This window comes from Massilia niabensis (assembly GCF_042655085.1).
GTDB lineage: Bacteria > Pseudomonadota > Gammaproteobacteria > Burkholderiales > Burkholderiaceae_D > Telluria > Telluria niabensis.
The window spans coordinates 1-21,368 of the sequence record NZ_JBHSMU010000008.1; the positions used below are offsets into that span (position 1 = coordinate 1).

Here is a 21,368-nt window from a genome sequence, read left to right on the forward strand (position 1 = left end):
AGAAGGCCTGCGCTTCGCAATCCGCGAAGGCGGCCGTACCGTCGGCGCCGGCGTGGTTGCCAAGATCCTGGCCTAATTAGCCTGTGATCGCCGGCGGGACAGCGTTCCGCCGGCACAACAAGAGGGGGCAGAATTTAAATTCTGCCCCCTCTGTTCAAGTAGGAACGGTGATATACTCTCGCTCCTTTGCAGCACCGTCGGGAATTCGATAAACCTGCTGCGCGTCGGATTTTTGGCCTGCGATGCTCGCTGTACTCAAGTACAGCTGTGCTTCTCGGCCAAAACTCCTTCCGCTCGCGACGGTTTCTCGAAACTCCCTGTAGTACATGACAAATCATTGCCGGCAATACGCCGGCTCGCTCTTTATCAAGGAAATCGCATGTCCGCAAACCAGAAAATCCGCATCCGCCTGAAAGCGTTCGACTACAAGCTGATCGACCAGTCCGCACTGGAAATCGTCGACACCGCCAAGCGCACCGGCGCTGTGGTCAAGGGCCCGGTCCCGCTGCCGACCCGTATCCAGCGTTTCGACGTCCTGCGTTCCCCGCACGTCAACAAGACCTCGCGCGACCAGTTTGAAATCCGTACGCACCAGCGCCTGATGGACATCGTCGATCCTACCGACAAGACCGTTGACGCACTGATGAAGCTGGACCTGCCAGCTGGCGTCGACGTCGAAATCAAGCTGCAGTAATACCGTTTTCGGCCTACGCGGAGTAATCCGCGGGCCAGTGAGACAATCAGGGCCGGGAAGGACCGCCATTTGGCGAGCCTTCCCGGCCCTGATGCGTTTGGGGCGCCGTCCTTTCGCCTGATGCATCAAGTAATCCTCGCGTTGCCCTGCGTTAATCATGCTAAGATTGGTATCGTGGTTTTTTGATAACGCGACAGGCGAGGGCAGCATGAGAGTGGCACGGGGCGCAATAACGGGATACGCAAGGCAACTGAACGAGACCAACTGGCTAACGGTGCTGGGATACGCCTGGCTGCTGTTCTTGGGCCTGACGCTGCTGCTGGTGGTTACACCTGATGCATGGCGCGCACCGGTCAAGGCGCTGGGGCTCGCGCTGCCGCTGATGCTGCTGGCCGCCAAGGACCTGGCTTCGATTCCCGATGTCGCGGCCAGGATGCGCGCGCTGCGCCGGCAAGGGGCCGGCTGGGGCCGATGGCTGGCGGCCTGCCTGCCCCCCGGACTGATCGGCCTGGCGCGCCTGGACCGGGCTATCTGGCGCGACTTTTTCTGCTGGCTGCGCCGCCAGCCCACGCCGGCACGTCCGAGCGGCCTGAAACTCACCTACGTCGAGCAGGGCGCCTACTCGGCGGCGGTCGGCTTTGGCCTGCTGACCGTGCTGGTCGAACTGCCGCTCGATGCGGCGCTCGTGCCGCTGTTTTTCAAGGATGCGGCCATGGTACGCAACATCCATCTCGCGGTCGCGCTGGGCAGCATCTACACCCTCGCGTGGCTGCTGGGCGACCGCTGGCGCGTGCGCGACGGGTATCACGTGTTGACCGCCACCCATCTCGACCTGCAGGTCGGCGCACGCGCCAGCGCCTGCATTCCGCTGGACGCGATCGAGGACGCACAGGCCCTGCGCCAGCCGGTCCTGCAATGGCGCCGCGCGCACCCGTACCGCGACATCGAGGCGGTCAACATCACGCCCTTCGACAAGCCGAACCTCGTGCTGCGCCTGCGCGCCGATGCGGCCTGCACGATCACGCATCACGGGATCGAGCGCAGCGGCGTGCGTTATGTGTTCCTGTATCTCGATCGCCCGCAACAGTTGCTGCACGCCCTGGCAGCCTGAACGCTGTAGGTGACTATGAAAACGATCTGGTCGACGCCTGTTTCTTTTCTGCTGCTTCTGCTGGTGCTGATGTTCGCCGGGTTCGGGATTGTCGCCTTGAAACCCTTGCCGATGAAACTAGGCTCAGCCGCACTGGGCTTATGTTTCCTGGTCACGTTCATCAGTGCACCTGGCCGGACCGGCGAATCGCCAACCAACTCGTGAAGGTCTTTAATGTCTGTGCCGGCGGTTTGTTCGTGGCAGCGATGATCCTGGTGCTGCAACACTATTTCGATACCGTTCCAATGACCTGACCGGAGCAGCGTCCGGCCGGTCGCGAACGATCAATCCTTCAAGCCCGTCTTCCAGCGCAAGCCAAACCCGAAACGCCGGTCCATCAGCTCGTGCGCGCTGGTGCGGCCCTGCTGCTCGAAGTATTCGACCATCTTGGTTACCTGCAGCTGCCCGCCCTGGTTCTCGATCATGGCGATCGCGCACATCATCTGGCTGCCCCCCTGGTCGAGGCGCACCTCGATCGGCGCCTGGTTCGGCACCGCGATCGTCACCACGCCGTCGGTGGCCGACCAGTTCGGCACGCCCTCGTAGATGAACGAGAAGATGATCGCGCGGCGGATCTGCGCGAACTGGTCGCCGTTGATCCACAGGTTTTCGCCATTGCTCGACGATCCGGTGCGGTCGTCGGCATCGAGCTTGATGTAGGGCGCGCCGTTGTAGTCGCCCCAGGCGTTGCCGAGCGCCTGCACCAGGCCCTTGCGGCCGTCAGCCAGCTCGAACATGCAGCCCAGGTCGAGGTCGATGCCGCCCGAACGCCGGCGCCCGCCCGTTGCGCCACTGATCGCCCCGCTCAGGCGGCCCAGCAGCCCCGTCTTTTCCGGCACGGGCGCGGGCGCCGGGGCGACGTTGCCCGACTGGTTCCAGTTCAGGTTGACGTGGATTCGGCCGAAGCCCGCGCTGCCGCGCTTGTCGAGCGAAACCTTGTCGCCGCGCTTTTCGAGCGTGACTTTTGACAGCGATACCCTTGGCGCTGCGGGAGCGGCTGCAGGAGCGGCTGCAGGTGCGCTCTGAAGGGCCGCTGGCGCCGCCGACTGGGCAGGCGCGGCCTCGGTGCCCCCGAAATGCTTGAGCAGCGCCGACAGGCCGCCATTGAAGCCCTGGCCCACGGCGCCGAAGCGCCACTGGCCGTCGCGCCGGTAGATCTCGGCCACGATCACCGCCTTCTCGTCGCCGAAATCCGCGCCCGACCACGGGAAGCGCAGGGCGCTGCCCACGCTCAGGCTGCTCGCGCCGAGCGAACGCATGGTCTGCGCGCCGTCGATGGCAGCCACGAAGACCAGTTTGGCGATCGTGCCTGGTAAGGCGTCGAGATTGATGTTGAAGCGGGCCTTGCCCCCGCTCAGCTCGAGGCGCACGGCGTCGCCGGGGCTCGCCAGCTGGTTGTAAAAGACCATGTAGCGGTCGTCCGAGAGGCGGTCGCTGCCGTCCAGGCCGAAGCAGGAGACGTCGGCGGAAAAACCGGCGGCGCTGATGTCGACCTCGACCGGGAAGCTGCTGCCGACGCCCAGCTCCGCCAGCTTGCCTTTCTGGCCGCGTGAGAATGTATTCATGTGCTTTCCCTTTCAATGGTGTTTACGGGATGGTGCGCGCCGAACAGGCGCGACTGCGCGACGGTGCGCTCGGCCCAGGCGCGGTGCGTCGCCACTTCGCACATCGAGTCGTGCATCTTGAAGACGGCCGGGCTGTTCTCGTCGAGGATCGCATGCGCCGCGGCCAGGTCCTGCGGCTTGACCTTGTAATGCTGCTCGATCGGCGTGATCTGGCTCGGGTGGATCGCGGTCTTGCCGACCATGCCGTAGGCGATATCTTCCAGCACCTCCTGGTCCAGCAGTTCCGGCAGGTCGAGGTGTTCGAACACGGGGGCGGTGAGCATGAAGCCGTAGGGACGGAAGATCGTCACCAGGCGCGCGATCACAGGCCCGAGCGGGGTGCGGTAGATCGTCATGTTGCGCGGGCGGCGCAGGCCGAGCAGGGCGAGCAGGTCGTTGCCGCCGATGCGCAGCGCCAGGATATGGTTGCGCACGCCTGGCGACTGCAGCAGGTCGCGGAAGGCTTCCATCTCGCGCTCGCTGAAGACCTCCATCGTCTCGAGCGTTGGCATCAGCATGTGGTCGGTATCGCGCACCTGCCGGTAATAGGCTTCGAAGTTATGGCTTGTCGCCTTCGGGATGACGAAGCCGGTCAGCTTGTGCACGCCGGGCATGGCGAGCACGCGCGCCATCACTTCGGGATTGCGCACACGCACAAAACGTTCCGCTGCCACTTCCGCGCGCATGTTCTGCAGCACGACCGACAGGTTGAACAGGGCAAACCCCAGGTCGCGGTCGGAGACCGAGTCCTCCGTGCAGAAGATGAGCGAGCGCGCCTGCGGCAGCTTCTCGCCGTCTGCAATCTCGAGCAGGGCTTTGTGATTGGAAGGCACGTACAGCGACGCACCCATCGATTTAAGCATCCGATGCACTCCTGATCAGGGAAACAGCTTGGTAAGGCAGCGCCGCGTCGATCTCGACCGGCACCTGTTTTTCTTCGGCGAGCAGGCGCAGGTGCGCCGTCGCGCTGCCGGCGGCCTCGCGCAGCACCAGCAGGCGCGGCACGCGCCGCAGCAGCACCCGGGTCGCTTCGCCGATGCCGGGCTTGACGAGGTTGACGTCATCGATGCCGTAACGGCGCATGGCGGCCTCGATGTAGGCGCGCGAGCGCTCTGCCGCGGCGCGGGTATCGACTGCCGGCGGAGTGGCCGTGTAAGTGTGCGCCAGTGCCAGGCGTTCCAGCTCGTCGACAAACGCCTGCGAGCGGTCGTGCGCGGCGAATGCCTCGTACAGCACGCAGCCATGGAAGTCGCCGGGGCCGATCGATTCGTTCAGTACCGAACGGCTGACCAGCCCCGAGACCGTCGCGTTCAGGATGCTCGACGGGATCAGGTAGTCATCGCAGGAGGCGGCGACGCTGGCGGCGCCCGCCAGGTCCGACAGCACGTGCAGGCCGCCGTCGATGGTCACTTCATGCTCGCGATTGAAACGGTCGATCGATGCGGCCAGCTCGCGCGCGATGACGCCCTTGCCGGTCCAGCCGTCGACGAACACGATCGACCCGGCCGCATGGCCCTGGGCGAGGATGTGGCGCAGGGCGTTGGCGTCGATGCCGCGGTCGCGCACGATCGATACCGAATAGTGCGTCGCGCCGCGCCCGTGGATGCGCTCGAGCAGGCGCCTGAGCACCACGCCGACCGGCGTGCCGCCGCGCGCCAGCGAGACGATCGTCACGTCGCCGTCGCGCCGCGCCGCGATGAGTTCGGCCAGGTGCACGCAGTCGCCCGCCATGCGCCCGCCATTGGCGCGGCAGGCTTCGTCGAACACGTCGAGGTAGCGCTTCGAAGGCAGGCGCTCTGGCGACAGCATTTCGCTGTAATGGCGCTTGCCCGACTGGATCAGCGCTTCCTTTTCGTGGAGGTCGACGAAATCGCCTAGTGGCAGGCGCTTGAGCAGGAAGGTCACGTCGGCTGAGCGATAGCTGCCGGAGAAATTCACAGCGCCTCCACCGTCAGTTTTGCGAGCTGGGTGCGGCGCGGGATGATCGCGTAGTCGCAATCGGCCATGAAGCGCGCATCCGAGCGGCTGTCGCCCATGCCGAAGGTGACGATGTCGCCGTGTTCGCGGCGCAGCCGTTCGGTGACGTAACGCACGGCTTCGGCCTTGTCCAGCGCCCTGGGCAGGATCGCGAGGTTGTTGCCGTTGCGGTGGACGCAGTAGTCGCGGCCCTCGTCGGCGATCCACGGCAGCACCGCCTCGCGCTCGACCCGCTCCAGGTTCAGCGCCACCTTGTCCGGATCCTTGATCACGATGAAGAAGGGCGTGCCGGCGTCTTCCACCAGGCGCGCACGGCCGCCGTAGCCGGTCTTGTCCGCCCAGGCATCGATGCGGCTTGCCAACTGCTGCAGGCCGGGCAGGGCGGCCGTCATCAGCGCGTGCATCTGCCCCTGCCAGTCGCGGTCGATCGTCCCGTCGGGCTGCAGGATGACGCCGCCGAAATTGAGCACGACATAACTGGTAAAACCCAGCTCGACACGGCGGAAGGCATCCAGGCTGCGCGCGGTCGTCGGGATCACGGTCATGCCCTCGCTGGCGAAGGCGAAGAAGGCGCGTTGGGCGGCCGTCGTGTATGAGCAGATGCTGCCATTGCTGTAATACGCGGCCGGCTCGAGGGCGTCGCGGGTCGCGCATTTCTCGAGCGTCTGGAACAGGGTGTCGTCCAGGTCAGCGAACAGGAACTTCTTCAACGTGGTCCTCGGTATGAAAGTGGAACAGGCGCGCATCCAAGTCGCGCGCGAACGCGTGCAGGGCGTCGATGGCAGGCGTCTCGTGGCAGACCAGCACGTGGTCGTACTGGCCGGGCGCGACGTTGTACAGGAAGTTCGGGATACCTTCGCCGTAGTTGTCGGGGAAGGTCAGGGCATGTGACACCGCACCCCAGGTCAGGATCGGCGAGCGCGTGGTCGATTGCACGGCCACGTCCAGGCCGCGGCGCTCGAGTGCGGCGCCGAGCAGCGTGGACGCATGCATGAATTCGCCGGTACCGAGCACCAGCACTTTTTCAGCCGGGGCGATCTCGCCTGCCAGCCGCTCTGCCAGCGCTTCCGGCGCACGCAGGGCGCGCGCCAGGCCCAGCCGGCCGAATGCCGTGCTGGCGCCGCGTTCGGCCTGTGCGTCATAGCGCTGGGCCGGGGCGGCGTCGACCGGGCAAGCGGCCGGTTGGAAGCGGTATTCGCCGCCAAGCAGCGCGCCCATCGTTGCCGGCAGCCCGAAGCGCTCCGTCAGGCCATGCGTCGCCGCCTGCCCCATGAAGTTGGCGATCACCGCCAGGTGCACGCGTGCGAATCCGGGGTTCAGGCGCAGGCAGGCCTGGGTCAGGTTCAGGAAGGTATTGCCGGTGCTCGCTTCGTCGTCGACCAGCACGATGGTGCGCGCCGTCAGGAGCAGGGCCTGCTCAGGCTCGCCAGAGGGCATGTGCAGGAACTGGCGCGGCGCGTGGCTGTGCGCTTCCTCGAATTCGATGATCGGACCGGTGCCGACGCGGTAGCGCGTCGTCTGCAGGAACAGAGCCGCGCGACCCGGATGGGCGCGCAGCCAGGCTTCGAACACGCCCTGTCCCAGGCCGACGGCCGTTTCGGCCATGGCGATGAAGACGACCGGGCCATCGCCCTCCGGCACGCCGGAGGCCAGGCGCGCGTGGACGTCCAGCATGCGCTGCGGCTTCACCGGCCAGTGCTTGCCGAGCACCTTGCTGACGAACAGGAAGCCGCGCTTCGCGTTCGCACGCGCGGCAAAACCCAGCAGCGCGTCGAGTTCCTTGGCGCCATCATGGAGCTCGACGTCGAGCAGGCCGGTCGGCAGCTGCTCGCTCAGCTGCGTGGGCATGCGCAGGGGCAGGGGCACGTCGGTGCGCGCGTTCATGCCAGCTCCACGGCGTGCGCCTGTTCGCCCACCCGCATGCCGTTGCGCACGGGGGCGATGTCGAGGCCATCGAAGCCCTCGGCGAAGCCGCGCAGGGCGATCCAGGGCAGGTTCGGGCCGGCGATGCAGGCCATGCCGATCCCGCCCGACATGCGCGGGTTAATCTCAAGCAGCCGTGGTTTTCCAGCGGCCTCCTTGAACTGGACATTGAAGATGCCGTTCAGTCCATGCGTGCTGCAGAGCTGTGCGGTCGCCTCCAGGATGTCGGCGCGCTGGTCGATCCGTTGCCCGGCGCCGGACTGGTTCGATTTGCGCCGCACCACCGCGGTGACCAGGCGGCCCTGGTCGCCCACGCAGTCGACACTGTATTCGCGCCCGTCCAGGTATTCCATCAGCAGCATCGTGCGAAAGCTCCCCATCTCGACCAGGCCGCGGCGGAAGTCGGCGAGCGACACGTGATACTCAGTGCCCGCCATCAGGAGCTGGGCGGCGTTGCGCTCTTCGTCGAGCACGGCGAAGCCGAGGCCATAGATCGAATGCGAGGGCTTGACGCACAGCTTGGCGTGGCGCGCGCGCAGAACGTCGTAGGCTCGCTCGAAGCCGGCCGCATCTTCGAATCGCCGGAACTCGGCCACCGGCGCACCGGGAAGGACGGTCTCGGCATAGAAGCGGGCCTTGTCGTGGATGAATTGCAGCGCTTCTTCCGACGCCGCGCTCAGCACGCGGGTGCCGATCGCCTCGAAGCGGGCGTGGACGCCGGCCAGCAGCGTCGCCTCGCGGCCCGGCACGAAGATGTCGACCCGCTGCTCGCGGCAGAACGCCAGGCACCATTCGACGTACTCGCCTGGCGCGAGCCCGGTCGGTTCAGGGTGGAATTCGTGGGCAAGGCGTGCTGCGGGAGTGCGCGCATTCGGATTGCTGTGGATGATGTGGAACCGCCCGTCGGTGTCTGCTTCGCGGATCAGGTCGATCGCGGCATACACGGACGAGAAGGTGCGATTGAACCAGACGCGCATGTAAACCTTCTGTTGCAGGGAGGCCCCGTGGCCAGCGGGGCGAGAATCCAGGCCAGTTACGTCAAACGTTGACGCCGAACGAGCGCGCCAGAGGACCAAGGCCGCCATTGTAGCCCTGGCCGACGGCGCGGAACTTCCAGTCGCCGCCAGCGCGGTACAGTTCGCCGAAGATCATCGCCGTTTCGGTCGAGCTGTCTTCCGACAGGTCATACCTCGCCAGCTCGGCGTTGCCGTTGGCGTTCAGGCAGCGAATGAAGGCCTTGCCGACCATGCCGAAATTCTGGCGGCGGCTCTCGGCGTCGTGGATGGTGACGCAAAACGAGATCTTGTCGACGTCGGCGGGCACGCGTGCCAGGTCGACCGTCACCGTCTCGTCGTCGCCTTCGCCCTGGCCGGTGGTGTTGTCGCCGTTGTGGACCACCGAGCCGTCGCTCGACTTCAGGTTGTTATAGAAGATGAAGTCTGTATCGGCGCGCACCTTGCTGTCGGACTTGAGCATGAAGGCGGAGCCGTCGAGGTCGAAGGCAGCGCCGTCAGTCGGGCGCGGGTCCCAGCCGAGGCCGACGACGACCTTGGTGAGGTTCGGTGCTTCCTTGCTGAGGTTGACGTTGCCACCCTTTTGCAGACTGATTGCCATTACAGCTCCTTTCGTGGGGAATGAACCGGTGGTGTGGCGCAGGCGCTCGCGTTGTGCGCGGGCGCTGGCGTGAATATAGCGCTAATTGACGGATTTTACACATGGGGGCTTACGGCAGGCTTAGGCGGGCTGGGCGGGGGCAGGCAACAGCCCCACGGACAGCAACACACCCCCGCGCACAACTCAGCTATTGCAAACCTGTCCAAGCCTTGGCATAATGCGGCTCCCCGGGCGGTTAGTTCAGCTGGTTAGAATACTTGGTCGACATCCAAGGGGTCGCAGGTTCGAATCCTGCACCGCCCACCAGAACATTTCAAATATTCGCAGAATCCACCACGCGATTCTGTAGAGAAAAGGCGCACCAGTGCCTTTTCTGTGCTGGCCAGCCAGGCCAGATTCCTTCTTCTCCAAGATCCTGCGAAAAACGCGCAACAGGTATCGACATACCCTCGATTAACTTGTTGCGTCAAGCCCTTTTGCGCGCTATACTAGCCGGCTTCGGTATGGACTCGTCGTTGCAGAGTCCGTACGTTTTAGTAGTTCAACTACCCCCGCCCAATCGTAGGTGGGAATGGAGAAAAAATGAGCTTGGGCCTTCTCGGTCGCAAGGTTGGCATGATGCGCATCTTCACGGATGACGGGGATTCGATCCCAGTTACCGTGCTCGACGTGTCGAACAACCGTGTCGCACAAATCAAAACTCCTGAAACTGACGGCTACGCCGCAGTCCAGGTCGCATTCGGTCAACGTCGCGCTTCCCGTGTGACCAAGGCAGTTGCGGGTCACCACGCAAAAGCAGGCGTCGAAGCTGGCACCATGCTGCGCGAATTCCGCGTCGACGCTGCCAAGGCAGCCGAACTGAAAACTGGCGACGCAGTCAATGTCTCGCTGTTCGAAGTGGGCCAGAAGATCGACGTGCAAGGCACCTCGATCGGTAAAGGCTACGCCGGTACCATCAAGCGTCACAACTTCGCATCGGGTCGTCAGACCCACGGTAACTCGCGTTCGCACAACGTTCCAGGCTCCATCGGTATGGCGCAGGATCCAGGCCGCGTGTTCCCAGGCAAGCGCATGACCGGTCACATGGGCGACGTCACCGTCACCACCCAGAACCTGGAAATCGCACGTATCGACGCTGAGCGTCAACTGCTGCTCGTCAAGGGTGCAGTGCCTGGCGCGAAAAACGGTCAAGTGATCGTCAAGCCAGCCGTCAAAACCAAAGCACAGAAAGGAGCTTAATTATGGAACTTCAGCTCCTGAATGAGCAAGGTCAAGCCGGCGCCAACGTTGCAGCTACCGACGAAGTGTTCGGTCGCGAGTACAACGAAGCCCTGATTCACCAGGTCGTGGTCGCCTACGCTGCCAACGCACGTAGCGGTAACCGCAAGCAGAAAGACCGTGAAGAAGTCAGCCACACCACGAAGAAGCCATGGCGCCAAAAAGGTACCGGCCGCGCTCGTGCTGGTATGTCGTCGTCGCCACTGTGGCGCGGCGGTGGCCGTATCTTCCCGAACTCGCCTGACGAGAACTTCACCCACAAAGTGAACAAGAAGATGTTCCGCGCAGGTATCTGCTCGATCTTCTCGCAGCTGGCCCGCGAAGGCCGCCTGGTCGTCATCGAGAACCTGTCGATCGAAGCCCCAAAGACCAAGCTGCTGTCGCAAAAGCTGCAGGGCATGGGCCTGGAATCGGTCCTGGTGATCACCGACACCATCGAAGAAAACCTGCTGCTGGCATCGCGTAACCTGCCGCACGTGCTGGTTGTCGAGCCGAAAGCAGCCGACCCGATGTCGCTGGTGTTCTACAAGAAAGTCCTGGTCACCAAAGCTGCACTGGCCAAGATCGAGGAGATGTACGCATGAGCACCGCAATCAAATTTAGCGAAGAGCGCCTGATGAAGGTGCTGATGGCTCCGGTCATTTCCGAGAAAGCCACCTTCGTCGCGGAAAAGAACGAGCAGATCGTCTTCAAGGTCCTGCCTGACGCGACCAAGCCGGAAATCAAGGCTGCCGTCGAACTGCTGTTCAAGGTCGAAGTGGAATCGGTGCAAACCGTGAACCGCGAAGGCAAACAAAAGCGTTCGGGCCGTTTCAACGGTCGTCGCAACCACACCAAGCGTGCTTTCGTGTGCCTGAAGCCAGGCCAGGAAATCAATTTTGTCGAGGAGGCTAAATAATGGCACTCGTTAAGATGAAGCCAACCTCCCCAGGCCGCCGCGGCATGGTGAAAGTTGTGACCGAAGGCCTGTACAAGGGTCGTCCGTTCGCAGCACTGGTTGAGAAGAAATCGAAGACTGCTGGTCGTAACAACAACGGCCACATCACTACCCGTCACATCGGTGGTGGTCACAAGCAACACTACCGTCTGGTCGACTTCAAGCGCCAGAAGGACGGCATTCCTGCCAAGGTCGAGCGTATCGAATACGACCCGAACCGTACCGCGCACATTGCACTGCTGTGCTACGCGGACGGCGAGCGTCAGTATGTCATCGCCACCAAGGGCATGGCTGTCGGCGACAGCGTCATGAACGGCTCGGAAGCGCCGATCAAGTCGGGTAACTGCCTGCCGATCCGTAACATCCCGGTCGGTACCGTGATGAACTGCGTCGAAATGCTGCCAGGTAAGGGTGCCCAGATGGCCCGTACCGCCGGCGCCGGCGTTGTCCTGATGGCCCGTGAAGGCACCTACGCCCAGGTTCGCCTGCGCTCGGGTGAAGTCCGTCGCGTGCACATCGAGTGCCGCGCTACCGTTGGCGAAGTCGGCAATGCCGAGCACAGCCTGCGCAAGATCGGTAAAGCTGGCGCGATGCGCTGGCGCGGTGTTCGTCCTACCGTTCGCGGTGTGGTCATGAACCCGGTCGATCACCCGCACGGTGGTGGTGAAGGTAAAACCGCAGCTGGTCGCCATCCAGTGTCGCCTTGGGGCCAACAGACGAAGGGTAAGAAGACGCGTTCGAACAAGCGCACTTCTTCGATGATCGTTTCGCGCCGCGGCAAGAAATAAGGGATAACACATGACTCGTTCATTGAAAAAAGGGCCGTTCGTTGACGCCCACCTGGTGAAAAAAGTCGAAGCCGCGCAAGCGAACAAAGACAAAAAGCCAGTCAAAACCTGGTCGCGCCGCTCGACGATCACGCCTGACTTCATCGGTCTGACGATCGCAGTTCACAACGGCAAGCTGCACGTGCCGGTGTACGTCTCCGAGAACATGGTTGGCCACAAGCTCGGCGAATTCGCGCTGACCCGTACGTTCAAGGGCCACGCCGCTGACAAGAAGGCGAAAAAATAATGGAAACTAAAGCAATCCTCAAAGGCGTGCGCCTGTCGGAACAAAAGGGCCGCCTCGTTGCGGACCTGATCCGCGGCAAGAAAGTTGACGCAGCACTCAACATTCTGCAGTTCAGCCCGAAGAAGGGCGCCACCATCATCAAGAAGGTTCTCGAGTCGGCTATCGCCAACGCGGAACACAATGACGGCGCCGACATCGACGAGCTGAAGATCGTTCAGATCTACGTTGAAAAAGGTCCGATCCTCAAGCGCTTTACGGCACGTGCCAAAGGCCGCGGCGATCGCATTTCTAAACAATCCTGTCACATCTACGTGACTGTCGGTAACTAAGGAGTCACACGATGGGACAGAAGATTCACCCAACAGGCTTCCGCCTGTCCGTCACCCGTAACTGGGCGTCGCGCTGGTACGCCGGCAACGGCAACTTCGCTGAGATGCTCAACGAAGACCTGAAGGCACGCGCTTTCCTGAAGAAGAAGCTGAAGAACGCTTCGGTCGGCCGCATCGTCATCGAGCGTCCAGCCAAGAACGCGCGCTTCACCATCTACTCGTCGCGTCCAGGTGTCGTGATCGGTAAAAAAGGCGAAGACATCGAAGTGCTGAAGACTTCGCTGGCGAAGATCATGGGCGTGCCCGTGCACGTCAACATCGAAGAAATCCGCAAGCCGGAAATCGATTCGCAGCTGATCGCTGACTCGATTTCGCAGCAGCTCGAAAAGCGCATCATGTTCCGCCGCGCAATGAAGCGCGCGATGCAGAACGCCATGCGCCTGGGCGCGGTCGGTATCAAGATCATGTCGTCGGGCCGCCTGAACGGCATCGAAATCGCACGTACCGAATGGTACCGCGAAGGCCGTGTGCCTCTGCACACCCTGCGCGCCGATATCGACTACGGCACCAGCGAAGCATCGACCACGTACGGCATCATCGGCGTCAAGGTCTGGGTCTACAAGGGCGACCGTTCGGTCACCGGCGAAGCCCCAGTCATCGACACCCCGCCAGACGAGAAGAAGCCACGCGGCCCACGTCGCGACGACGGCAAGCCATCGCGCGGCCCACGTCCGGCCGGCGGCGCCCGTCCAGCTGCAGCCCCAACCGTGCGTGCGCGTCCAGCCGTCAAGCTGGCGACCCCGGCCGCTGCTGCACCAGCTGAGAAAGCAGGAGAATAAGCATGCTGCAACCATCGCGCAGGAAGTATCGTAAAGAGCAGAAAGGCCGTAACACCGGCATTTCGCACACCCGTGGCACCGCGGTCTCGTTCGGCGAATTCGGTCTGAAGGCAGTTGCCCGCGGCCGTATCACCGCACGCCAGATCGAAGCGGCACGTCGCGCCATGACCCGTCACATCAAGCGTGGCGGTCGTATCTGGATCCGTATCTTCCCGGACAAGCCGATTTCGAACAAGCCGGCCGAAGTCCGTATGGGTAACGGTAAAGGTAACCCGGAGTACTACGTCGCTGAAATCCAGCCAGGCAAAGTCCTGTATGAGATGGACGGCGTCGCAGAAGAACTGGCGCGCGAAGCATTCCGCCTGGCCGCTGCCAAACTGCCACTGGCTACCACGTTCGTCGTGCGCCAGGTCGGCCAATAACAGGAGTTGAATATGAAAGCAACGGAACTCCGCGGCAAGGACCAGGAAGCGCTGCAAAAGGAGCTCAGCGAGCTGCTGAAGGCCCAGTTTGGCCTGCGCATGCAGATCGCTACCCAGCAGCTGGGCAACACCGCGCAGCTCAAGAAAGTACGTCGCGACATCGCGCGTGTGAAGACTGTGATGAACCAGAAGGAAGCCAAATGAACGACACCACTAAAACGGCGCTCAAGCGTACGCTGGTCGGCAAGGTCGTGTCCGACAAAATGGACAAGACGGTGACCGTACTGATCGAACGTCACGTGAAGCACCCGCTGTACGGCAAGATCATCGTGCGCTCGAACAAGTATCACGCGCACGACGAGACCAACCAGGCCAAGACCGGCGACACGGTCGAGATCGCGGAAGGTCGTCCGATCTCGAAGACGAAAGCTTGGACTGTGACCCGTGTTGTGCAGGTTGCACAGGTACTGTAAGCATTAAAATTTGTCTTGCGTGGCCCGCTGGTATCTGCGATACTAGCGGGCTTCGTTCATGTGTTGCCGCAGTTTGTCTTCCTCGGTAACTGCGGCCTGTACGAAGCAATTGGAAAGTCCAATCACCCAATCGTGGTGCTCCAGCAGGGGCATTTCGGCGGGACCAAGACTGACCGCAGGCCTACGGTTCACCGTGGGATTTCTTCGGCTTAAGTTGGGAAAGAAAATACTATGATTCAAACTGAAAGCCGGCTCGAAGTGGCCGACAACACTGGTGCAAAAGAAGTTTTGTGCATCAAGGTGTTGGGCGGCTCCAAGCGCCGTTATGCGAGCATTGGCGACATCATCAAGGTGACCATCAAGGTTGCTGCGCCACGTGGCCGTGTCAAAAAAGGTGAAATTTATAACGCTGTGGTTGTGCGTACCGCTAAAGGTGTGCGCCGCCAAGACGGCTCCCTGGTGAAGTTCGACGGCAACGCCGCAGTTCTGCTCAACGCCAAGCTGGAACCGATCGGCACCCGTATCTTCGGACCAGTGACCCGCGAACTGCGCACTGAAAAGTTCATGAAGATCGTGTCCCTGGCACCTGAAGTACTGTAAGGAGTCGCAATGGATAAGATTCGTAAAAACGACGAAGTCATCGTTTTGGCCGGTAAAGACAAGGGCAAGCGGGGCGTGGTTTCGCGTCGCGTGGACGCCGAGCACGTCGTCGTCGAAGGCGTCAACGTGGCCAAGAAGGCTGTCAAGCCTAACCCGATGACCGGCGTCCAAGGTGGTATCGTCGACAAGACGATGCCGATTCACGTCTCCAACGTCGCGCTGTTCAACGCTGCGACCGGCAAGGCTGACCGCGTAGGCTTCAAAGACCAGGACGGCAAGAAAGTCCGCGTCTACAAGTCTTCCGGCGAAGAAGTGAAGGTTTAAGATCATGGCCCGTCTACAACAGTTTTACAAAGAAAAAGTCGTCGCTGACCTGACCGAGAAATTCGGCTACAAGTCGGTGATGGAAGTGCCGCGCCTGACCAAGATCACCCTGAACATGGGTGTTGGTGAAGCGATCGCCGACAAGAAAGTGCTCGAGCACGCTGTCAGCGATCTGACCAAGATCGCCGGCCAGAAGCCAGTGACCACCAAGTCGCGCAAGGCAATCGCAGGTTTCAAGATCCGCGAAGGCTACCCGATCGGTACGATGGTCACCCTGCGTGGCAACCGTATGTACGAGTTCCTGGACCGTTTCATCACCGTGGCCCTGCCGCGCGTGCGTGACTTCCGCGGTGTCAATGGCAAATCGTTCGATGGTCGTGGCAACTACAACATCGGTGTCAAGGAACAGATCATCTTCCCTGAAATCGATTACGACAAGATCGACGCGCTGCGTGGCATGAACATCTCGATCACCACGACCGCTAAGAACGACGAAGAAGCCAAAGCGCTGCTCGCCGCCTTCAAATTCCCGTTCAGGAACTAAGAGCATGGCAAAACTTGCACTGATTAACCGCGAACAGAAGCGTGCAGACCTGGTGGAGAAATTCGCCGCAAAGCGTGCAGCTCTGAAAGCGATCATCAACGATCAATCGAAGTCGGAAGAAGAGCAATACGAAGCACGCCTGGCACTCCAGGCGCTGCCGCGTAACTCGGCACCGACCCGTCAGCGTAACCGCTGCGCCATCACCGGCCGTCCACGTGGCACTTTCCGTAAATTCGGTCTTGCCCGTACCAAACTCCGCGAATTCGCCATGAAAGGCGAAATCCCGGGTATGACCAAAGCCAGCTGGTAATAGGAGAATAAGCAATGAGTATGAGCGATCCTATCGCCGATATGCTGACCCGCATTCGCAACGCACAAACTGTCCAAAAGACCACGGTCGCAATGCCGTCGTCGAAAGTCAAGGTTGCCATTGCCAACGTCCTGAAGGACGAGGGTTACATTGAGGATTTCGCCGTGTCCACCGAAGGTGGCAAGTCGGAACTGAAAATCGGTTTGAAGTATTACACCGGCCGTCCGGTTATCGAGCGCATCGAGCGCGTGTCCCGTCCTGGCCTGCGTGTCTACAAAGGCAAAGACGAGATCCCAACCGTGATGAACGGCCTGGGCGTCGCGATTGTGTCGACCCCGCAAGGCGTGATGACTGACCGCAAAGCCCGCGCCACTGGCGTCGGCGGCGAAGTTATCTGCTACGTAGCTTAAGGAGTAGACGATGTCTCGAGTAGCTAAGATGCCAATCGCTGTCCCAGCTGGCGCCGAAGTGGCGATCACTGCAGCAGCGATCACGGTCAAAGGCCCACTGGGCACCCTGACCCAGCCGTTGAACGGCCGGGTCAAGGTAGAAAACAACAACGGCACGCTGACGTTTGACGTGGTGGACGATTCCCGTGAATCGAACGCCATGTCGGGCACCCTGCGCGCCTTGGTCAACAACATGGTGACCGGCGTGACCAAGGGCTTCGAAAAGAAGCTGAACCTGGTCGGCGTGGGCTACAAGGCAGCAGTGCAGGGCAACGCCCTGAACCTGTCCCTGGGCTTCTCGCACCCGGTGCTGCACGCGATGCCTGAAGGCATCACTGCAACTACCCCGACCCCGACCGAGATCCTGATCAAGGGTATCGATCGTCAAGTGGTTGGCCAGGTTGCTGCAGAAGTGCGCGCTTACCGCTCCCCTGAGCCTTACAAGGGCAAGGGCGTCCGTTATTCGGACGAAGTGGTCAAGCTTAAAGAAACCAAGAAGAAATAATCGGAGCTGACGATGGACAAGAAAGAATCGCGTCTACGCCGCGGACGCCAAACCCGCATCAAGATCGCGCAGCTGGGCGTGAACCGTTTGTCGGTTCACCGCACCAACCTGCACATCTATGCGAACCTGATCAGCCCGGATGCGAAGGTCCTGGTTTCGGCTTCGACGCTGGAAGCAGACGTGCGCGCCGAACTGGCAGGCCAGACTGGCAAGGGCGGCAACGCCGCTGCCGCTGCCCTGGTTGGCAAGCGTGTCGCAGAGAAAGCACTGCAAGCAGGGATCACCGAAGTTGCGTTCGACCGCTCCGGTTTCCGTTACCACGGCCGTGTCAAGGCGCTGGCTGAAGCCGCGCGTGAAGCCGGTCTGAAGTTCTAAGGATAATTGTCATGGCAAAAATGCAAGCGAAAATGGCAAGCGACAAGCCGGATGATGGCATGCGCGAAAAAATGATCGCGATCAACCGCGTGACCAAAGTGGTCAAGGGTGGTCGTATCATGGGTTTTGCAGCGCTGACCGTGGTCGGTGACGGCGATGGCCGCATCGGCATGGGCAAGGGCAAGTCGAAGGAAGTTCCGGTTGGTGTGCAGAAGGCAATGGAAGAAGCCCGTCGCAACCTGATCAAGGTTCCTCTCAAGAACGGCACTCTGCACCACACCGTTACTGGCCGTCACGGCGCCTCGCGCGTCATGATGATGCCGGCCAAGCCGGGTACCGGCGTGATCGCTGGTGGCGCAATGCGCGCTATCTTCGAGGTGATGGGCGTGACGGACGTGGTCGCCAAGTCGACCGGTTCGTCGAACCCGTACAACCTGGTTCGCGCAACGCTCGACGGCCTGTCGAAAATGAGCACTGCTTCCGACATCGCTGCCAAGCGCGGCAAGTCGGTTGAAGACATCCTGGGTTAAGGGGAACACACATGGCAAACACTGTCAAAGTCAAGCTCGTCAAGGGCCTGATCGGCACCCGTCAGGATCACCGCGCCACCGTGCGCGGCCTGGGTCTGCGCCGCGTCAACTCGGTCGCCGAGTTGCAGGACACCCCATCGGTGCGTGGCATGATCAACAAAGTCTCGTACCTCGTTAAAGTAGTCGCGTAAGCCTTCGGGCTTACGTAACGGAGAAAACAATGGAATTGAATACCATTCAACCAGCTGACGGCGCCAAGCACTACAAGCGCCGCGTCGGCCGCGGTATCGGGTCCGGCCTGGGCAAGACCGCCGGTCGCGGTCACAAGGGTCAGAAGTCGCGTTCGGGCGGTTTCCACAAGGTCGGCTTCGAAGGCGGTCAGATGCCTCTGCAGCGTCGTCTGCCGAAGCGCGGCTTCAAGTCGCTCAACGCAACGTTCAAGGCTGAGATCCGCCTGTCGGACCTGAACAACCTGGCCGTCGGCGACATCGACATCCTGGTGCTCAAGCAAGCAGGCATCCTGCCAGTGCTGGCGCGCGATGTGCGCGTCATCCTGTCGGGCGAGATCACCAAAGCGGTGAACCTCAAGGGCCTGAAGGCAACGGCGGGCGCGAAAGCGGCTATCGAAGCAGCTGGCGGTTCGGTCGCTTAAAGCGACTGTCCCTGATCGGAGCACAAATTGGCGACTAATTCACAACTTGGTAAAAGCGCCGCTGCCGGCTTCCCCTGGAGTCGGCTGTGGTTTTTGCTTGGCGCATTGGTCGTGTACCGCCTCGGTGCCCACGTCCCGGTCCCCGGGATTGACCCCGTCGCGCTGGCATCGCTGTTCAAGCAGAACGAAAGCGGCGTCCTGGGCATGTTCAACATGTTCTCGGGCGGCGCGCTTGAACGCTTTACCGTGTTCGCACTCGGGATCATGCCCTACATTTCGGCTTCGATCATCATGCAGCTGGGGTCGATCGTCTCGCCGCAGCTGGAAGCGCTGAAAAAGGAAGGCGAAGCAGGGCGCCGCAAGATCACCCAGTACACCCGGTATTTCACGGTGGTGCTGGCACTGTTCCAGGCGTTCGGCATTGCCGCCGCGCTCGAAACCCAGCCGGGCCTCGTGCTCGATCCGGGTCTCGGCTTCCGCTTCGTCACGGTCGTGACCCTGTTGACCGGCACCATGTTCCTCATGTGGCTGGGTGAGCAGATTACCGAACGTGGCCTGGGCAACGGCATTTCGATCATTATTTTCGCCGGTATCGCAGCCGGTCTGCCGTCGGCACTGGGTGGCCTGTTCACCCTGGTCTCGAACGGCTCGATCAGCAGCATTGCCGCGATCATTATCGTGGTCCTGGTGGCGCTTACGACTTACGCGGTGGTGTTCGTTGAGCGTGGGCAGCGCAAGATTCTCGTGAATTACGCCAAGCGCCAGGTCGGCAACAAGGTGTACGGTGGCCAAACCAGCCACCTGCCCCTGAAGCTGAACATGGCCGGTGTGATTCCGCCGATCTTCGCGTCCTCGATCATCCTGTTCCCGGCAACGATCGTCGACTGGTACACGCGGGGCAAGGACACCAGCAGCCCGTTCATCGGGTTCCTGAAAGACCTGGCTGCTTCGCTGTCGACCGGTGAGCCGATCTACGCGTTGGTGTATGCTTCGGCGATCATCTTCTTCTGCTTCTTCTATACCGCGCTGGTCTTCAACAGCAAGGAAACGGCGGACAACTTGAAGAAAAGCGGCGCGTTTGTTCCGGGCATCCGCCCTGGCGACCAGACCGCACGTTACATCGACAAGATCCTGATGCGCCTGACCCTCGCTGGTGCGGTGTACATCACCCTCGTGTGCCTGGTGCCGGAGTTCCTGCAGTCGTACTGGAAAGTTCCTTTCTATTTCGGCGGCACGTCGCTCCTGATCATCGTGGTAGTGACGATGGACTTCATGGCACAAGTGCAGAACTACGTCATGTCGCAGCAATATGAATCGCTGCTGCGGAAGGCGAATTTCAAGGGCGGGATTCCGACGCGATAAGCGGGGAGCGAAGATACCGAATGGCAAAAGACGACGTCATCCAAATGCAAGGCGAGATTCTGGAGAATCTCCCAAATGCGACATTTCGCGTAAAGCTGGAAAACGGGCATGTGGTTCTGGGGCATATCTCGGGTAAAATGCGGATGAACTATATCCGCATCCTCCCGGGAGACAAGGTAACGGTCGAATTGACGCCGTATGACTTGTCCCGGGCGCGCATCGTATTCCGCACCAAGTAAAAAATATTAAGTAAACTCACCAGGAGTACAAAATGAAAGTTAATGCTTCAGTCAAGCGGATCTGCCGCAACTGCAAGATCATCAAGCGCAAGGGCGTGGTCCGTGTGATCTGCGTCGAGCCGCGTCACAAGCAGCGTCAAGGTTAAGAGGAATAACGAATGGCACGTATTGCAGGGGTTAACATCCCAAATCATCAGCACACTGTTATCGGCCTGACGGCGATCTACGGTGTTGGCCGTCCACGCTCGCAGAAAATCTGCGACGCGACCGGAATCGCGACCAACAAGAAGGTCAAGGACCTCGACGATAACGAACTCGAGAAGCTGCGTGACGAAGTCGCGAAGTTTGTCGTGGAAGGCGATCTGCGCCGCGAACTGTCCATGAACATCAAGCGTCTGATGGATCTGGGCTGCTACCGCGGCATGCGTCACCGTAAGGGTCTGCCAGTGCGCGGTCAGCGTACTCGCACCAATGCTCGTACCCGCAAAGGTCCGCGCAAGGCCGCTCAATCGCTGAAGAAATAATCTAGGAACCGACCATGGCCAAGCAACAAAGCAGCGCAGCAGCAGCGCGCGTCCGTAAAAAAGTGAAGAAGAACGTGGCTGAGGGCATCGCCCACGTCCACGCTTCGTTCAACAACACCATCATCACGATCACTGATCGCCAGGGCAATGCCCTGTCGTGGGCGACGTCGGGTGGCGCAGGCTTCAAAGGCTCGCGTAAATCGACTCCGTTCGCAGCTCAGGTCGCTGCTGAAGCAGCCGGCAAGGTCGCGCAGGAAAGCGGCGTGAAGAACCTGGAAGTGCGCATCAAGGGCCCAGGCCCAGGCCGTGAATCGGCTGTCCGCGCACTGAACAACCTGGGTATCAAGATCACCGAGATCCAGGACGTGACGCCAGTGCCGCACAACGGCTGCCGTCCTCCAAAGCGTCGTCGTATCTAATAATTGCCGGACTGCTTAGGCAGTCCTGTGGTTTTAAATACCCGCGCCAGCATCAAACGCCGGTGCAGTTACCCGAATTCGGGTATACTGCCCGGCTGTTGTCGCCTCGGGCTCTTGCTCGGGGTGTTATTTTAGCCACGTCCGCTCATATCTGGGTCGGACTAGCGCCTGCCGCATCCTCGGGATGCCTCTGGGGCGTGATTAATACATCAAAGGATTCA

General features: G+C 61.3%; 36 protein-coding genes and 1 tRNA gene. 30 read left to right on the top strand and 7 right to left on the bottom strand.

From position 1 onward, the window contains the following. From ACFPN5_RS06855 to ACFPN5_RS06870, 4 genes are all read left to right on the top strand, one after another. Positions 1-76: EF-Tu C-terminal domain-related protein (locus tag ACFPN5_RS06855; protein WP_465263164.1), on the top strand; the 76-nt coding region annotated here is incomplete at its 5' end. 303 nt (positions 77-379) lie between these two features. Then, complete coding sequence (rpsJ, locus tag ACFPN5_RS06860; protein WP_136219921.1) at positions 380-694, top strand: 30S ribosomal protein S10; 315 nt, start codon at positions 380-382, stop codon at positions 692-694. Between the two features lie 208 nt (positions 695-902). Then, positions 903-1,805: a hypothetical protein gene (locus ACFPN5_RS06865; RefSeq protein WP_379781485.1), complete on the top strand. Its 903-nt coding sequence runs from the start codon at positions 903-905 to the stop codon at positions 1,803-1,805. A gap of 15 nt (positions 1,806-1,820) precedes the next feature. Beyond that, positions 1,821-2,009 (top strand): hypothetical protein, encoded by a 189-nt coding sequence (locus ACFPN5_RS06870; protein WP_379781487.1) that lies wholly within the window; start codon positions 1,821-1,823, stop codon positions 2,007-2,009. A 119-nt stretch (positions 2,010-2,128) separates the two neighbouring features. On the opposite strand, the gene ACFPN5_RS06875 is transcribed toward ACFPN5_RS06870, so the two are convergent. From ACFPN5_RS06875 to ACFPN5_RS06905, 7 genes are all read right to left on the bottom strand, one after another. After that, a complete protein-coding gene (locus ACFPN5_RS06875; RefSeq protein WP_379781490.1) occupies positions 2,129-3,409 on the bottom strand; it encodes a TerD family protein in 1,281 nt (426 codons plus the stop codon). Continuing rightward, on the bottom strand, positions 3,406-4,311 hold the full coding sequence (locus tag ACFPN5_RS06880) for an HpcH/HpaI aldolase/citrate lyase family protein (RefSeq protein ID WP_379781493.1): 906 nt from the start codon (positions 4,309-4,311) through the stop codon (positions 3,406-3,408). The genes ACFPN5_RS06875 and ACFPN5_RS06880 overlap by 4 nt, the downstream gene beginning before the upstream one ends. Beyond that, positions 4,304-5,386, bottom strand: coding sequence for a cysteine protease StiP family protein (locus ACFPN5_RS06885; protein ID WP_379781496.1), 1,083 nt, complete (start codon positions 5,384-5,386; stop codon positions 4,304-4,306). Before ACFPN5_RS06885 ends, ACFPN5_RS06880 begins: the two co-directional genes overlap by 8 nt. Further along, a complete protein-coding gene (locus tag ACFPN5_RS06890) occupies positions 5,383-6,135 on the bottom strand; it encodes a hypothetical protein (RefSeq protein WP_379781498.1) in 753 nt (250 codons plus the stop codon). Before ACFPN5_RS06890 ends, ACFPN5_RS06885 begins: the two co-directional genes overlap by 4 nt. Beyond that, entirely contained in the window at positions 6,113-7,309 is a 1,197-nt protein-coding gene (locus ACFPN5_RS06895) for a phosphoribosyltransferase domain-containing protein (RefSeq protein WP_379781500.1), read from the bottom strand. Before ACFPN5_RS06895 ends, ACFPN5_RS06890 begins: the two co-directional genes overlap by 23 nt. Further along, positions 7,306-8,325 (bottom strand): ATP-grasp domain-containing protein, encoded by a 1,020-nt coding sequence (locus ACFPN5_RS06900; RefSeq protein ID WP_379781502.1) that lies wholly within the window; start codon positions 8,323-8,325, stop codon positions 7,306-7,308. The genes ACFPN5_RS06895 and ACFPN5_RS06900 overlap by 4 nt, the downstream gene beginning before the upstream one ends. Before the next feature lie 61 nt (positions 8,326-8,386). Beyond that, positions 8,387-8,962 (bottom strand): TerD family protein, encoded by a 576-nt coding sequence (locus tag ACFPN5_RS06905; protein ID WP_379781504.1) that lies wholly within the window; start codon positions 8,960-8,962, stop codon positions 8,387-8,389. 229 nt (positions 8,963-9,191) lie between these two features. On the opposite strand from ACFPN5_RS06905, the gene ACFPN5_RS06910 reads away from it, so the two are divergent. From ACFPN5_RS06910 to rpsK, 26 genes are all read left to right on the top strand, one after another. Next, positions 9,192-9,268, top strand: a tRNA-Val gene (locus ACFPN5_RS06910). Positions 9,269-9,544: 276 nt separating this feature from the next. Beyond that, a complete protein-coding gene (rplC, locus tag ACFPN5_RS06915) occupies positions 9,545-10,201 on the top strand; it encodes a 50S ribosomal protein L3 (RefSeq protein ID WP_056337567.1) in 657 nt (218 codons plus the stop codon). 2 nt (positions 10,202-10,203) lie between these two features. Further along, positions 10,204-10,824, top strand: a complete 621-nt coding sequence (gene rplD, locus ACFPN5_RS06920) for a 50S ribosomal protein L4 (RefSeq protein WP_379781506.1) — start codon at positions 10,204-10,206, stop codon at positions 10,822-10,824. Beyond that, a complete protein-coding gene (gene rplW, locus ACFPN5_RS06925; protein WP_182990702.1) occupies positions 10,821-11,138 on the top strand; it encodes a 50S ribosomal protein L23 in 318 nt (105 codons plus the stop codon). Before rplD ends, rplW begins: the two co-directional genes overlap by 4 nt. Then, the gene (gene rplB / locus ACFPN5_RS06930; RefSeq protein ID WP_379781508.1) at positions 11,138-11,965 is read left to right on the top strand and encodes a 50S ribosomal protein L2; all 828 of its coding nucleotides are present in this window, start codon (positions 11,138-11,140) and stop codon (positions 11,963-11,965) included. Before rplW ends, rplB begins: the two co-directional genes overlap by 1 nt. A gap of 10 nt (positions 11,966-11,975) precedes the next feature. Further along, positions 11,976-12,251, top strand: coding sequence for a 30S ribosomal protein S19 (gene rpsS, locus ACFPN5_RS06935; protein ID WP_056337578.1), 276 nt, complete (start codon positions 11,976-11,978; stop codon positions 12,249-12,251). Continuing rightward, positions 12,248-12,580, top strand: a complete 333-nt coding sequence (rplV, locus tag ACFPN5_RS06940; protein WP_183555278.1) for a 50S ribosomal protein L22 — start codon at positions 12,248-12,250, stop codon at positions 12,578-12,580. Before rpsS ends, rplV begins: the two co-directional genes overlap by 4 nt. A gap of 11 nt (positions 12,581-12,591) precedes the next feature. Next, the gene (gene rpsC, locus ACFPN5_RS06945; protein ID WP_379749605.1) at positions 12,592-13,419 is read left to right on the top strand and encodes a 30S ribosomal protein S3; all 828 of its coding nucleotides are present in this window, start codon (positions 12,592-12,594) and stop codon (positions 13,417-13,419) included. Positions 13,420-13,421: 2 nt separating this feature from the next. Continuing rightward, positions 13,422-13,841, top strand: coding sequence for a 50S ribosomal protein L16 (gene rplP, locus ACFPN5_RS06950; protein WP_005663456.1), 420 nt, complete (start codon positions 13,422-13,424; stop codon positions 13,839-13,841). Positions 13,842-13,853: 12 nt separating this feature from the next. Next, positions 13,854-14,045 carry a 50S ribosomal protein L29 gene (gene rpmC, locus ACFPN5_RS06955; RefSeq protein WP_379724242.1) on the top strand — a complete coding sequence of 64 codons (192 nt, stop codon included), beginning with the start codon at positions 13,854-13,856 and terminating at the stop codon, positions 14,043-14,045. Further along, positions 14,042-14,314, top strand: a complete 273-nt coding sequence (gene rpsQ / locus ACFPN5_RS06960) for a 30S ribosomal protein S17 (RefSeq protein WP_020655684.1) — start codon at positions 14,042-14,044, stop codon at positions 14,312-14,314. The genes rpmC and rpsQ overlap by 4 nt, the downstream gene beginning before the upstream one ends. Positions 14,315-14,545: 231 nt before the next feature. Further along, positions 14,546-14,914 carry a 50S ribosomal protein L14 gene (gene rplN, locus ACFPN5_RS06965; RefSeq protein WP_182990707.1) on the top strand — a complete coding sequence of 123 codons (369 nt, stop codon included), beginning with the start codon at positions 14,546-14,548 and terminating at the stop codon, positions 14,912-14,914. Between the two features lie 9 nt (positions 14,915-14,923). Next, the gene (gene rplX / locus ACFPN5_RS06970; RefSeq protein ID WP_379781510.1) at positions 14,924-15,238 is read left to right on the top strand and encodes a 50S ribosomal protein L24; all 315 of its coding nucleotides are present in this window, start codon (positions 14,924-14,926) and stop codon (positions 15,236-15,238) included. A 4-nt stretch (positions 15,239-15,242) separates the two neighbouring features. After that, positions 15,243-15,782: a 50S ribosomal protein L5 gene (rplE, locus tag ACFPN5_RS06975; RefSeq protein ID WP_379781512.1), complete on the top strand. Its 540-nt coding sequence runs from the start codon at positions 15,243-15,245 to the stop codon at positions 15,780-15,782. Positions 15,783-15,786: 4 nt separating this feature from the next. Continuing rightward, positions 15,787-16,092 carry a 30S ribosomal protein S14 gene (gene rpsN, locus ACFPN5_RS06980; RefSeq protein WP_379781514.1) on the top strand — a complete coding sequence of 102 codons (306 nt, stop codon included), beginning with the start codon at positions 15,787-15,789 and terminating at the stop codon, positions 16,090-16,092. A 14-nt stretch (positions 16,093-16,106) separates the two neighbouring features. After that, positions 16,107-16,502 carry a 30S ribosomal protein S8 gene (gene rpsH, locus ACFPN5_RS06985; protein ID WP_192056827.1) on the top strand — a complete coding sequence of 132 codons (396 nt, stop codon included), beginning with the start codon at positions 16,107-16,109 and terminating at the stop codon, positions 16,500-16,502. Between the two features lie 10 nt (positions 16,503-16,512). Further along, positions 16,513-17,046 (top strand): 50S ribosomal protein L6, encoded by a 534-nt coding sequence (gene rplF / locus ACFPN5_RS06990; protein WP_379781516.1) that lies wholly within the window; start codon positions 16,513-16,515, stop codon positions 17,044-17,046. 12 nt (positions 17,047-17,058) lie between these two features. Next, positions 17,059-17,421 carry a 50S ribosomal protein L18 gene (gene rplR, locus ACFPN5_RS06995; protein ID WP_379724223.1) on the top strand — a complete coding sequence of 121 codons (363 nt, stop codon included), beginning with the start codon at positions 17,059-17,061 and terminating at the stop codon, positions 17,419-17,421. Positions 17,422-17,432: 11 nt separating this feature from the next. Next, the gene (gene rpsE, locus ACFPN5_RS07000) at positions 17,433-17,951 is read left to right on the top strand and encodes a 30S ribosomal protein S5 (RefSeq protein WP_379781518.1); all 519 of its coding nucleotides are present in this window, start codon (positions 17,433-17,435) and stop codon (positions 17,949-17,951) included. An 11-nt stretch (positions 17,952-17,962) separates the two neighbouring features. After that, on the top strand, positions 17,963-18,142 hold the full coding sequence (gene rpmD / locus ACFPN5_RS07005) for a 50S ribosomal protein L30 (protein WP_379781520.1): 180 nt from the start codon (positions 17,963-17,965) through the stop codon (positions 18,140-18,142). A gap of 29 nt (positions 18,143-18,171) precedes the next feature. Further along, positions 18,172-18,603 (top strand): 50S ribosomal protein L15, encoded by a 432-nt coding sequence (gene rplO, locus ACFPN5_RS07010; protein ID WP_379781522.1) that lies wholly within the window; start codon positions 18,172-18,174, stop codon positions 18,601-18,603. A gap of 27 nt (positions 18,604-18,630) precedes the next feature. Continuing rightward, positions 18,631-19,965, top strand: coding sequence for a preprotein translocase subunit SecY (gene secY, locus ACFPN5_RS07015; protein ID WP_379781524.1), 1,335 nt, complete (start codon positions 18,631-18,633; stop codon positions 19,963-19,965). A 20-nt stretch (positions 19,966-19,985) separates the two neighbouring features. After that, positions 19,986-20,204, top strand: coding sequence for a translation initiation factor IF-1 (gene infA, locus ACFPN5_RS07020; RefSeq protein ID WP_005663428.1), 219 nt, complete (start codon positions 19,986-19,988; stop codon positions 20,202-20,204). Positions 20,205-20,236: 32 nt separating this feature from the next. Then, positions 20,237-20,350, top strand: coding sequence for a 50S ribosomal protein L36 (rpmJ, locus tag ACFPN5_RS07025; RefSeq protein ID WP_005663407.1), 114 nt, complete (start codon positions 20,237-20,239; stop codon positions 20,348-20,350). A 12-nt stretch (positions 20,351-20,362) separates the two neighbouring features. Next, positions 20,363-20,728, top strand: coding sequence for a 30S ribosomal protein S13 (gene rpsM / locus ACFPN5_RS07030; RefSeq protein WP_056337616.1), 366 nt, complete (start codon positions 20,363-20,365; stop codon positions 20,726-20,728). Between the two features lie 14 nt (positions 20,729-20,742). Continuing rightward, complete coding sequence (gene rpsK, locus ACFPN5_RS07035; RefSeq protein ID WP_005663404.1) at positions 20,743-21,147, top strand: 30S ribosomal protein S11; 405 nt, start codon at positions 20,743-20,745, stop codon at positions 21,145-21,147. Positions 21,148-21,368: the final 221 nt, after the last annotated feature.